Here is a 12,247-nt window from a genome sequence, read left to right on the forward strand (position 1 = left end):
CCGGGAGAAGGGACCAAGTATGGCTGCGCTGAGCTTGAAGGGCGTCAGGAAATCCTACGACGGCAAGCAGCACGTGCTGCACGGCATCGACGTGGAGATCGCCGACGGTGAATTCATCGTGCTGGTCGGCCCGTCGGGCTGCGGCAAGTCGACGTTGCTGCGGATGATCGCGGGGCTCGAGACGGTGACGGACGGCGAGATCGAGATCGGCGGGCGCGTGGTCAACGCGCTGGAGCCGAAGGATCGCGATATCGCAATGGTGTTCCAGAACTACGCGCTGTATCCGCACATGACGGTCGCGCAAAACATGGGCTACGGGCTGAAGATCCGGGGCCTCGAGCGCGCGACGATCGACGCGCGGGTGGCCGCGGCCGCGAAGATCCTCGAGCTGGAGCCGCTGCTCGCGCGGCGGCCGCGCGAGCTGTCGGGCGGTCAGCGGCAGCGCGTCGCGATGGGGCGCGCGATCGTGCGCGAGCCGTCGGTGTTCCTGTTCGACGAACCGCTGTCGAACCTCGACGCGAAGTTGCGAGTCCAGATGCGTCTCGAAATCCAGCGGCTGCATGCGCGGCTCGCGACGACGAGCGTGTACGTGACGCACGACCAGATCGAGGCGATGACACTCGCGCAGCGCGTGATCGTGATGAACCGCGGCTACGCGGAGCAGATCGGCGCGCCGGTGGACGTGTACGAGAAGCCGGCGACCGTGTTCGTCGCGGGCTTCATCGGATCGCCGGCGATGAACCTGATGCACGGCCGGCTGTCGGAGGATGGCGCGACGTTCACGGTCGCGGGCGGCGGCCCGGCGCTGCCGGTTGCCGGCGCGCCCGGCATCGGCACCGAGATCGCCACCGGGCGCGACTGGGTGCTCGGCGTGCGGCCCGAGCACATGATGCCGCAGCCGGGCGTCGCGCAGGCGGCGCTGCCGGTCGATTCCTGCGAACTGCTCGGCGCGGACAATCTCGCGCACGGCCGCTGGGGCAATCACGACGTCGCGGTGCGGCTGCCGCATGCGGATCGTCCCGCGCGCGGCACGGCGCTGGGTGCCGCGCTGCCGGCGCACCGGCTGCACTTCTTCGATCCCGAGACCGGCCGGCGTGCCGGCTGAACCGACGAACCTGTCGTGAGGCTAACGATGACTTCCCGTACCGACTGGCCCTATCCGCGCGTCGTCGCCCATCGCGGCGGCGGCACGCTTGCGCCGGAGAACACGCTCGCCGCGTTCGACGAGGGCGCGCGACGCGGTCACCGGATGGTCGAGTTCGACGCGAAACTGTCTGCCGACAATGTGACGTTCCTGCTGCACGACGACACGGTCGACCGCACGTCGAACGGCAGCGGAGCCGCAGCGGGCATGCGTTATGCGGCACTCGCCGCGCTCGATGCGGGCTCGTGGTGCGATGCACGCTTTGCCGGCGAGCGGATGCCGACGCTCGAGGCGGCGGCGGCGCGCTGCCTCGCGCACGGGCTGGCCGCGAACGTCGAGATCAAGCCGTGCCCGGGACGCGAGCGCGAGACGGGGCAGCGGGTGGCCGCCGATGCGGCCACCTACTGGCGCGATGCGGCGGTGCCGCCGCTGCTGTCGTCGTTCTCGTTCGATGCGCTGCAGCAGGCGCGCGCGAGCGCGCCGCAACTGCCGCGCGGAATGCTTTACGAGGCGGTGCCGGACGATTGGCATGCGCAGGTCGTCGGCGCGCTCGGTTGCGTATCGCTGCATGCAGACCACAAGCGACTGAACGAACCGCTGGTGCGGGCGATCAAGGCGGCCGGCCTGCGCATCCTCGTCTACACGGTCAACGACCTCGAACGGGCGCGCGAACTGGTGCGCTGGGGCGTCGATGCGGTGTGCACGGACCGGATCGACCTGATCGGCCCCACGGCGCTCGACGACATCGTGTAACGCCGCAGACCCGGCAAAACCCGGCACGGGAACGTGACCGATGCGAAAAAAACGACGCCCCGGCGGGATTCCGACCGGGGCGTTTCGCATGGCGGGGGCGTTACTCGAGGAAAAATCCGCTACAAATTGCAGCAGGATTAACCATTCCCCAAATATTCGACTACGCTTAGAAGCGGTAGCCGACGTTCAGGTACGTGACGATCGGATTGAGCGAGATGTGAGCCTTCGACGTCTCCGTCAGCGTACCGACCTGCGTGCGGCGGGCCGTCGTGAAGGTTGCGGTCACGCTGACCGGGATGTACGAAATCGACAGGCCCGCGAACCAGTGTTTCGTGAAGTTGTACGTGAAGCCGGCGTTGAATACGGGCGCCCACTGGTTGCTGGTCGTTGCGCTGGTCGGGCCGCCGAGCACGCCGTTCTCGAACGCGCTGTTCGTGATCTTCGCGCCGGTGAACCAGATATACGTCGCGCCCACGCCGACATACGGACGGAATTTCGCGTTGGCGTCGTTGAAGTGGTAGCGAAGCAACAGGGCGGGGCTCCACTGGTACGCGCGGCCGAGTACGCCGAAGTTTTCGAACTGACCCTTGCCGGTGATGTCGAACTTCGGCGGTATCCCCATGACGAGTTCGGTGGAGATGTGGTCGGTGACGAAGTAACCCGCTGCAAGCCCAAGGGTGTCGGCATCGCTGATGCCCGCGCCGGTATTGGGAATGGACTGATTGATGGGCGTGCCGCCGACGCCGTAGACGTAAAGCGGATCGCTGCTGTCCTGCGGGGATAGATGGAACCATCCGGTGCTGACGTAGATGTCCCCTGCAGATTGTGCGTGTGCCGTACCGCCCGCGAATGCGAATGCGAGCGCCGCGGCCCCCGAAATGGCCAGTTTTCGTTTCATTGTGTCTCCTCCGATCAAAGGCGTGCTCATTATGACGACTGCGTTTAAAACCAAACAAGCTCGCAAGTTAGAGCTTTCTCCCTAGGATTCGCACGATCGTACGCTTCCGCGCCCCGTAGGGACAGGCATTCTACGCAGGTGCGCACTTTCGGACCTCCGGGTATTTCCTAACGCGTTCAAACGGACATTCAGCATGGCACGGTTAGCACGACTCTATGTTCCCGACCAGCCGCAGCACGTGATACTGCGCGGCCTGGATCAGCAACCCGCGTTCGTCGACGACCAGGACTACGAGCTCTTCATCGATTGTCTGAAGGCCGCGGCACGCGATCATCATCTTTCGGTGCACGCCTATGTGCTGCTCCCGCGTCAGGTGCAACTCCTGGTGACGCCGAGCGACGAGGCGAGCCTGCCGAAGGCGATGCAGGCGGTCGGCCGCCGCTACGTCGCGCATTTCAACCGGCGTTATTCCCGGCGCGGCACCCTGTGGGAGGGCCGCTATCGCGCGACGGTGATCGAAGGCGAGCGCTATTTCCTGCTCGCGAGCCGGGTAGTCGAGATGAGCCCGGTACGTTCGCAACTCGTCGCGACGCCCGAGGCGTATCGTTGGTCGAGCTACCGGCATCACGTCGGGCTCACCGTCGACAGCCTGATCACCGACCATCCGCTCTACTGGGCGCTCGGCAACACGCCGTTCGACCGGCAGCGCGCGTACAAGGAGCTCTGCGAGCAGCCGCTCGACGAACGGCAGGCCGATCAGCTCCAGCAAGCGACGTTGAAGGGCTGGGTGCTTGGCGGCGAAAACTACCGCGAGTGGGCGGCGCGTACGGCGAATCGGCGCGTGTCGCCGCTGCCGCGCGGACGCCCCAGAAAGGTGCGTGAAAACACGCCGCCGATCCAGCAGTAGCACGGGGAAGGCGGACTGCGAGGCGGCGCCACGGGCGCCGCTTCTTTTTGCACCAAAACGTTGCGTCCCCAATAAAACAGCACCATATCGGGGCGATCGTTTAATTGGGGTTCTATCAATAGGTTTTTGTTGCTATTCCTTTGATTCGTCGCGTATATTCCGAATTCCGGTGGCCCGGGCACAGCTTGCCCAACCACTGTCGGCCGTGCCGTCTCCCGTCGGGAGCGGGAGCGACGGCAACAAAAAAATGGTTCAACGGCCCTCGAGGCCCCCTTTACGACGGTGTCCCCATGAACGACCACCAGCAGCCGCTCGCCGCGGTGCCCGCCGCACAAGGTCTGTACGACCCGCAAAACGAACACGACGCCTGTGGCGTCGGCTTCGTCGCTCACATCAAGGGCAAGAAGAGCCACGAGATCATTCAACAGGGTCTGAAGATCCTCGAAAACCTCGATCACCGCGGCGCGGTCGGTGCCGATCCGCTGATGGGCGACGGCGCGGGCATCCTGATCCAGATTCCGGACGCGTTCTATCGCGAGGAGATGTCGAAGCAGGGCGTGACGCTGCCGCCTGCCGGCGAATATGGGGTCGGCATGATCTTCCTGCCGAAGGAGAACGCGTCGCGTCTCGCTTGCGAGCAGGAGCTCGAGCGGACGGTGCGGGCAGAGGGGCAGGTCGTGCTGGGCTGGCGTGACGTGCCGGTCGACCATACGATGCCGATCTCGCCGACGGTGAAGGCGAGCGAGCCGCTGATCCGCCAGATCTTCATCGGTCGCGGCAAGGACATCATGGTGACGGACGCGCTCGAGCGGAAGCTGTATGTGATCCGCAAGACCGCGAGCCACCGCATCCAGGCGCTGAAGCTCAAGCACGGCAAGGAATACTTCGTGCCGTCGATGTCGGCGCGCACGGTCGTCTACAAGGGGCTGCTGCTGGCAGGCCAGGTCGGCGTGTACTACCGCGACCTGCAGGACGCGCGCGTCGTTTCGGCGCTCGCGCTCGTGCACCAGCGCTTCTCGACCAACACGTTCCCGGCGTGGGAACTGGCTCACCCGTACCGGATGATCGCGCACAACGGCGAGATCAACACCGTGAAGGGCAACGTCAACTGGCTGAATGCGCGTACCGGCGCGATCGCGTCGCACGTGCTCGCCGACGACCTGCCGAAGCTGTGGCCGCTGATCTATCCGGGCCAGTCCGACACGGCATCGTTCGACAACTGTCTCGAACTGCTGGTAATGGCCGGCTATCCGCTCGTGCACGCGGTGATGATGATGATCCCGGAAGCGTGGGAACAGCACACGCTGATGGACGAGAACCGCCGCGCGTTCTACGAATACCACGCTGCAATGATGGAGCCGTGGGACGGCCCGGCCGCGATCGCGTTCACCGACGGCCGTCAGATCGGCGCGACGCTTGACCGTAACGGCCTGCGGCCGGCGCGCTACATCGTGACCGACGACGACCTCGTCATCATGGCGTCCGAAGCCGGCACGCTGCCGATTCCCGAATCGAAGATCGTAAAGAAGTGGCGCCTGCAGCCGGGCAAGATGTTCCTGATCGACATGGAACACGGCCGCATCATCGACGACAAGGAACTCAAGGACAACCTCGCAAACGCGAAGCCGTACAAGAGCTGGATCGACGCCGTGCGCATCAAGCTCGACGAGATCGAGCCGAAGGCCGAGGACGTCGCGGCCGGCCGTTCGCAGGGCGCCGCGCTGCTCGACCGCCAGCAGGCGTTCGGCTATACGCAGGAAGACCTGAAGTTCCTGATGGCGCCGATGGCGCAGCAGGGCGAAGAGGCCGTCGGTTCGATGGGCAACGACTCGCCGCTCGCGGTGATGTCGAACAAGAACAAGACGCTCTATCACTACTTCAAGCAGCTGTTCGCACAGGTCACGAACCCGCCGATCGACCCGATCCGCGAGAACATGGTGATGTCGCTCGTGTCGTTCATCGGCCCGAAGCCGAACCTGCTCGACACGAACAACATCAACCCGCCGATGCGTCTCGAAGTGTCGCAGCCGGTGCTCGACTTCAAGGACATCGCGAAGATCCGCGCGATCGACCAGTACACGGGCGGCAAGTTCAGCGCATACGAGCTGAACATCTGCTATCCGGTCGCATGGGGCAAGGAAGGCATCGAGGCACGCCTCGCGTCGCTGTGCGCGGAAGCCGTCGACGCGGTGAAGTCCGGCTACAACATGCTGATCGTGTCGGACCGCAAGACGGACGCCGAGCACGTCGCGATTCCGGCGCTGCTCGCCACGTCGGCGATCCACACGCACCTCGTCCAGCAAGGGCTGCGCACGAGCACGGGTCTTGTCGTCGAGACGGGCTCCGCACGTGAGACGCACCACTTCGCGCTGCTCGCGGGCTACGGCGCGGAAGCCGTGCACCCGTACCTCGCGATGGAAACGCTCGCGAAGATGGCAGAAGGCCTGTCGGGCGACCTGTCGCCGGAGAAGGCCGTCTACAACTTCACGAAGGCGGTCGGCAAGGGCCTGCAGAAAGTGATGTCGAAGATGGGCATCTCGACGTACATGTCGTACACGGGCGCGCAGATCTTCGAAGCGCTTGGCCTGTCGAGCGACCTCGTCGAGAAGTATTTCAAGGGCACGGCATCGAAAGTCGGCGGCATCGGCCTGTTCGAAGTGGCTGAAGAAGCGATCCGCCTGCACCGCGACGCATTCGGCGACAACCCGGTCCTGCGCGACATGCTCGACGCGGGCGGCGAGTACGCCTACCGCGTGCGTGGCGAAGACCACATGTGGACCCCGGATTCGATCGCGAAGCTCCAGCACGCGACGCGCAGCAACTCGTACCAGACGTACAAGGAATACGCGCACCTGATCAACGATCAGACTAAGCGTCACATGACGTTCCGCGGTCTGTTCGAGTTCAAGGTCGAGCCGACCAGGGCGATCCCGATCGACGACGTCGAACCGGCGAAGGAGATCGTGAAGCGCTTCGCGACGGGCGCGATGTCGCTCGGTTCGATCAGCACCGAAGCGCACGCGACGCTCGCGATCGCGATGAACCGGATCGGCGGCAAGTCGAACACCGGTGAAGGCGGCGAGGACCAGAAGCGTTACCGCAACGAACTGCGCGGCATTCCGATCAAGTCGGGCGAGACGCTGAAGTCGGTGATCGGCGACGAGATCGTCAGCGATATTCCGCTGAAGGACGGCGATTCTCTGCGCTCGAAGATCAAGCAGGTCGCGTCGGGCCGCTTCGGCGTCACCGCCGAGTACCTGGCATCGGCCGACCAGATCCAGATCAAGATGGCGCAGGGCGCGAAGCCGGGCGAAGGCGGCCAGCTGCCGGGCCACAAGGTGTCCGAATACATCGGCAAGCTGCGTTACTCGGTGCCGGGCGTCGGCCTGATCTCGCCGCCGCCGCACCACGACATCTACTCGATCGAGGATCTGGCGCAACTGATCCACGACCTGAAGAACGTGAACCCGAGCTCGAGCATCTCGGTGAAGCTGGTATCGGAAGTGGGCGTCGGCACTGTCGCGGCCGGTGTTGCGAAGGCGAAGGCCGATCACGTCGTGATTGCGGGCCACGACGGCGGCACGGGGGCTTCGCCGCTGTCGTCGGTCAAGCATGCGGGCACGCCGTGGGAACTCGGCCTTGCCGAAACGCAGCAGACGCTGGTGCTGAACCGTCTGCGCGGCCGGATCCGCGTGCAGGCCGACGGCCAGATGAAGACGGGCCGCGACGTCGTGATCGGCGCGCTGCTCGGTGCGGACGAATTCGGCTTCGCGACGGCGCCGCTCGTCGTCGAGGGCTGCATCATGATGCGCAAGTGCCACCTGAACACGTGCCCGGTTGGCGTCGCGACGCAGGATCCGGTGCTGCGCGCGAAGTTCAAGGGCCAGCCCGAACACGTGGTGAACTACTTCTTCTTCGTCGCCGAGGAAGTGCGTGAAATCATGGCGCAGCTCGGCGTCGCGAAGTTCGACGACCTGATCGGTCGCGCCGATCTGCTCGATACGCGCAAGGGCATCGAGCACTGGAAGGCGAAGGGCCTCGACTTCTCGCGCGTGTTCTACCAGCCGGAAGAGTGCGAGGACGTCGCGCCGCGTCACGTCGACGTGCAGGATCACGGCCTCGAGCGTGCGCTCGACCACGTGCTGATCGAGAAGGCGAAGGCCGCGATCGAGAACGGCGAGCATGTGTCGTTCATCCAGCCGGTGCGCAACGTGAACCGTACCGTCGGCGCGATGCTGTCGGGCGTGATCGCGAAGAAGCACGGTCACGACGGCCTGGCGGACGACGCGGTGCACATCCAGCTGAAGGGCACGGCCGGCCAGAGCTTCGGTGCGTTCCTCGCGAAGGGCGTGACGCTCGACCTCGTCGGCGACGGCAACGACTACGTCGGCAAGGGCCTGTCGGGCGGCCGGATCATCATCCGTCCGACCAACGACTTCCGCGGAAAGTCCGAGGAAAACATCATCTGCGGCAACACGGTGATGTACGGCGCGATCGAAGGGGAAGCCTTCTTCCGCGGCGTGGCGGGCGAGCGTTTCTGCGTGCGCAATTCGGGCGCGACGGCGGTCGTCGAAGGCACGGGCGACCATGGCTGCGAATACATGACGGGCGGCACGGTCGTCGTGCTCGGCGAAACCGGGCGCAACTTCGCGGCCGGCATGTCGGGCGGTCTGGCATACATCTACGATCCGGAAGGCACGTTCGCTGCGAAGTGCAACAAGTCGATGGTCGCGCTGGATCCGGTGCTGCAGCAGGCCGAGCAGGAGCGCACGGTCGATCGCGCACTCTGGCACGCGGGCACGACGGACGAAGTGCTGCTCAAGGGGCTCGTCGAGCGTCATTTCCAGTTCACGGGTTCGCCGCGCGCGAAGTCGCTGCTGGAAAACTGGGACGCGGCGCGCCGCCAGTTCGTGAAGGTGTTCCCGCACGAATACAAGCGCGCGCTGGGCGAGATCGGTGCGAAGAAGGCGGCGAAGGAAGTGCTGGCCGCCTGAGCGACGAACGACATAGCGAACGCCGCGCGCGCATGACTGCCGCGCGCGGCTCCCCCACCCGATACACCGAACAGAAGAGCACCTTATGGGCAAGGCAACCGGTTTTCTGGAGTTCGAACGCCGCCACGAGGCGTACGAAGCACCGCTCACGCGCGTGAAGCATTACAAGGAATTCGTCGCGGCGCTGACCGACTCGGACGCGAAGGTCCAGGGCGCGCGCTGCATGGATTGCGGCATCCCGTTCTGCAACAACGGCTGCCCGGTCAACAACGTCATTCCTGACTTCAACGATCTCGTCTACCGTCAGGACTGGCAGCAGGCGATCGAAGTCCTGCATTCGACCAACAACTTCCCCGAGTTCACGGGCCGTATCTGCCCGGCGCCGTGCGAGGCAGCATGCACGCTCGGGATCAACGACGATCCGGTCGGCATCAAGTCGATCGAGCACGCGATCATCGACAAGGCCTGGGCGGAGGGCTGGGTGAAGCCGCTGCCGGCCGAGCACAAGACCGGCAAGAAGGTCGCCGTCGTCGGTTCGGGCCCCGCGGGGCTTGCCGCCGCGCAGCAACTCGCGCGCGCCGGTCACGACGTGACGGTGTTCGAGAAGAACGATCGCGTCGGCGGCTTGCTGCGTTACGGGATCCCCGACTTCAAGCTCGAGAAGTGGCTGATCGATCGCCGCATGCGCCAGATGGAAGCGGAAGGCGTGACGTTCCGCACCAGCGTGTTCATCGGCAAGGATCCGCTGCCCGAGTCGATCGGCAACCTCGCGAAGGAAACCATGTCGCCGGAGAAGCTGAAGGAAGAGTTCGATGCGGTCGTGATCGCGGGCGGCTCGGAAACGCCGCGCGATCTGCCGGTGCCGGGCCGCGAGCTCGCCGGCGTGCATTTCGCGATGGACTTCCTGCCGCAGCAGAACCGCGTGAACGCGGGCGACAAGCTGGTCGACCAGCTCGTCGCAAAGGGCAAGCACGTGATCGTGATCGGCGGCGGCGATACGGGCTCGGACTGCGTCGGCACGTCCAACCGCCACGGCGCGAAGCACGTCACGCAGTTCGAGCTGCTGCCGCAGCCGCCGGAAGAGGAAAACAAGGCGCTCGTGTGGCCGTACTGGCCGATCAAGCTGCGCACGTCGTCGTCGCATGAAGAAGGCTGCGAGCGCGACTGGGCGGTGGCGACGAAGCGTCTCGAAGGCAAGAACGGTAAGGTCGAGAAGCTGATCGCCGTGCGCGTCGAGTGGAAGGACGGCAAGATGCAGGAAGTGCCGGGCTCCGAGTTCGAGATGAAGGCCGACCTCGTGCTGCTCGCGATGGGCTTCACGCAACCGGCCGCCACCGTGCTCGAGGCATTCGGCGTCGCGAAGGACGCACGCGGCAACGCGCGTGCGGCGACCGAAGGCGATCGCTCGTACTACACGTCGGTGGACAAGGTGTTCGCCGCAGGCGACATGCGTCGCGGCCAGTCGCTCGTCGTCTGGGCGATCCGCGAAGGTCGCCAGTGCGCGCGTTCGGTCGATGCATACCTGATGGGGCATTCGGAACTGCCGCGCTAAGCTGCATTGCGCGAGCGGGTTTCGACGAAAGCCGGGCGTCCGAAAGGGCGCCCGGTTTTTTTATGCCCGGCGCGGCCGCCTGCTGTTGCTGACCCTCGTCGTTTCCGCCGGGCGTCGCCTAACCTGATCACATCAGGCGTTGATTTTCCGTGATTCCGCTTCCTTTCGTTTTGTAATAATCCTTGAAAACTGTCATATCATGTCGCCCCTCCGGCCGCGTTTGCATGGCGGCTGCATATGACTGACCCCATTTACAAGGACTCTGGATGGAAGCATTCGTGCATGGGCTGATCGACGCCGTCAACGGCGTGCTGTGGAACTACGTGCTGATCGCGCTGCTGCTCGGCGCCGGCGCGTGGTTCACGTTGCGGTTCCGGATGATCCAGCTGAAGGCGTTGTTCCTCAGCATGAAACTGGTCGGCAGCAAGGGCGAGCCGGGCAGCATCTCGTCGTTCCAGGCGTTCGCGACGGGCCTCGCGAGCCGCGTCGGCACCGGCAACATCGCCGGCGTCGCGGTCGCGCTGACGGTCGGCGGCCCGGGTGCGATCTTCTGGATGTGGATGACGGCGCTCGTCGGGATGTCGTCCGCGTTCGTCGAGGCGACGCTCGCGCAGATCTTCAAGGTGTCGCACCCGGACGGCAGCTATCGCGGCGGCCCCGCGTACTACATCCAGACGGGCCTGCGTTCGCGTGCGTTCGGCGTGCTGTTCTCGCTGTCGCTGATTCTCGCGTTCGGCTTCGTGTTCAACGCGGTGCAGGCCAATGCGATTGCCGACGCGTTCCACACGTCGTTCGGCTGGCGCCGCGAGACGGTCGGCCTCGGACTCGTGCTGCTGAGCGCGCCGATCATCTTCGGCGGCATCCGCCGGATCGCGACGGTCGCGCAGGTGATCGTGCCGCTGATGGCGATCGGCTATCTCGCGCTCGCGGTCTATGCGGTCGCGACGCACATCGCACTGGTGCCGGGCGTGATCGCGCTGATCGTGAAGAGCGCGTTCGGCATCGAGCAGGCGGCCGGCGGCCTGACCGGCTATGCGGTCAGCCAGGCGATCGCGATCGGCGTGAAGCGCGGGCTGTTCTCGAACGAGGCGGGGATGGGCAGCGCGCCGAACGCGGCCGCGACCGCGAGCACGCGGCACCCGGTCACGCAGGGGCTGATCCAGATGCTCGGCGTGTTCGTCGACACGATCGTGATCTGCAGCGCGACCGCGTTCGTGATCCTGCTGTCGGGCCAGTACGAACTCGGCACCGGCATGGAAGGCGCGGCGCTCACGCAGCGCGCGATCTCGAGCCACGTCGGCGACTGGGGCGGCATCTACATGGCCGTCGCGATCTTCTTCCTCGCATTTTCGTCGGTGATCGGCAACTACGCGTATGCGGAAGGCAACGTCGAGTTCATCACGAAGCGGCGCGGCGTGCTGCCGCTGTTCCGTATCGCGGTGCTCGGCATGGTGATGTTCGGCAGCGTCGGGCAACTGCCGCTCGTGTGGGCGATGGCCGATACGAGCATGGGGCTGATGGCGATCATCAACCTGATCGCGATCCTCGCGCTCGGCAAGTATGCGCATGCGGCGTGGCGAGACTATCGCCGTCAGCGCGCGCAAGGCATTGTCGATCCGGTATTCACGCGTAACACGATTCCCGAACTCGCACGCGTGCTGCCCGGCGACGTATGGGGCGAGCACGGTCCGCTGCCGCGTGCCGAGGCCGTGCGTGTAACGCCCTTGGCGGTGCGCGGGTCATGAACGGCGACCGGCTCCGTGCGTTCGTCGCGCTGATGCCCGACACGGCATCGCGCGATGCGCTGCACGCGTTGCCGGTCACCCGCGGCGCGCGGCGCACGCTGCCCGCCCAGTTGCACGTGACGCTCGCGTTCATCGGTGCGATCGAACGCGCACGGTGCGATGCGCTGGCCGAGCGACTGCCGGTGCTCGCGGCCGGGCACGCGCTGCCGTTGCAGCCGGTCGAGCGGATCGCGTGGTGGCCGAGCCTGCCGCGC

General features: G+C 65.5%; 8 protein-coding genes. 7 read left to right on the top strand and 1 reads right to left on the bottom strand.

All coding sequences use genetic code 11. From position 1 onward, the window contains the following. Window positions 1-19 precede the first annotated feature (19 nt). Both J7024_RS18605 and ugpQ read left to right on the top strand, forming a co-directional pair. Window positions 20-1,105: a sn-glycerol-3-phosphate import ATP-binding protein UgpC gene (locus J7024_RS18605; RefSeq protein WP_124828684.1), complete on the top strand. Its 1,086-nt coding sequence runs from the start codon at window positions 20-22 to the stop codon at window positions 1,103-1,105. Window positions 1,106-1,132: 27 nt separating this feature from the next. After that, a complete protein-coding gene (gene ugpQ / locus J7024_RS18610; RefSeq protein WP_175751100.1) occupies window positions 1,133-1,897 on the top strand; it encodes a glycerophosphodiester phosphodiesterase in 765 nt (254 codons plus the stop codon). A gap of 166 nt (window positions 1,898-2,063) precedes the next feature. Here ugpQ and J7024_RS18615 read toward each other — a convergent pair whose 3' ends face one another. Continuing rightward, entirely contained in the window at window positions 2,064-2,795 is a 732-nt protein-coding gene (locus J7024_RS18615; RefSeq protein ID WP_124828682.1) for an OmpW/AlkL family protein, read from the bottom strand. Between the two features lie 193 nt (window positions 2,796-2,988). Here J7024_RS18615 and J7024_RS18620 point away from each other — a divergent pair, with 193 nt between their 5' ends. The 5 genes from J7024_RS18620 to J7024_RS18640 all read left to right on the top strand — a co-directional run. Further along, on the top strand, window positions 2,989-3,702 hold the full coding sequence (locus J7024_RS18620; RefSeq protein WP_027783329.1) for a transposase: 714 nt from the start codon (window positions 2,989-2,991) through the stop codon (window positions 3,700-3,702). Between the two features lie 290 nt (window positions 3,703-3,992). Next, window positions 3,993-8,696: a glutamate synthase-related protein gene (locus tag J7024_RS18625; protein ID WP_124828680.1), complete on the top strand. Its 4,704-nt coding sequence runs from the start codon at window positions 3,993-3,995 to the stop codon at window positions 8,694-8,696. An 85-nt stretch (window positions 8,697-8,781) separates the two neighbouring features. Continuing rightward, a complete protein-coding gene (locus J7024_RS18630) occupies window positions 8,782-10,248 on the top strand; it encodes a glutamate synthase subunit beta (protein WP_124828679.1) in 1,467 nt (488 codons plus the stop codon). Window positions 10,249-10,514: 266 nt separating this feature from the next. Next, the gene (locus J7024_RS18635; protein WP_234745350.1) at window positions 10,515-11,993 is read left to right on the top strand and encodes an alanine/glycine:cation symporter family protein; all 1,479 of its coding nucleotides are present in this window, start codon (window positions 10,515-10,517) and stop codon (window positions 11,991-11,993) included. Beyond that, window positions 11,990-12,247: 2'-5' RNA ligase family protein (locus J7024_RS18640; protein WP_327796266.1), on the top strand; the 258-nt coding region annotated here is incomplete at its 3' end. The genes J7024_RS18635 and J7024_RS18640, both read left to right, overlap by 4 nt.

Source organism: Burkholderia sp. WTPI3, assembly GCF_021483755.1.
Taxonomy (GTDB): domain Bacteria; phylum Pseudomonadota; class Gammaproteobacteria; order Burkholderiales; family Burkholderiaceae; genus Burkholderia.

What these genes read in the sequence shown, in the direction of transcription:
- J7024_RS18605 (WP_124828684.1), top strand. Translation starts at nt 20, where the DNA reads ATGGCTGCGCTGAGCTTGAAGGGCGTCAGGAAATCCTACGACGGCAAG.
- ugpQ (WP_175751100.1), top strand. Translation starts at nt 1,133, where the DNA reads ATGACTTCCCGTACCGACTGGCCCTATCCGCGCGTCGTCGCCCATCGC.
- J7024_RS18615 (WP_124828682.1), bottom strand. Translation starts at nt 2,795, where the DNA reads ATGAAACGAAAACTGGCCATTTCGGGGGCCGCGGCGCTCGCATTCGCA.
- J7024_RS18620 (WP_027783329.1), top strand. Translation starts at nt 2,989, where the DNA reads ATGGCACGGTTAGCACGACTCTATGTTCCCGACCAGCCGCAGCACGTG.
- J7024_RS18625 (WP_124828680.1), top strand. Translation starts at nt 3,993, where the DNA reads ATGAACGACCACCAGCAGCCGCTCGCCGCGGTGCCCGCCGCACAAGGT.
- J7024_RS18630 (WP_124828679.1), top strand. Translation starts at nt 8,782, where the DNA reads ATGGGCAAGGCAACCGGTTTTCTGGAGTTCGAACGCCGCCACGAGGCG.
- J7024_RS18635 (WP_234745350.1), top strand. Translation starts at nt 10,515, where the DNA reads ATGGAAGCATTCGTGCATGGGCTGATCGACGCCGTCAACGGCGTGCTG.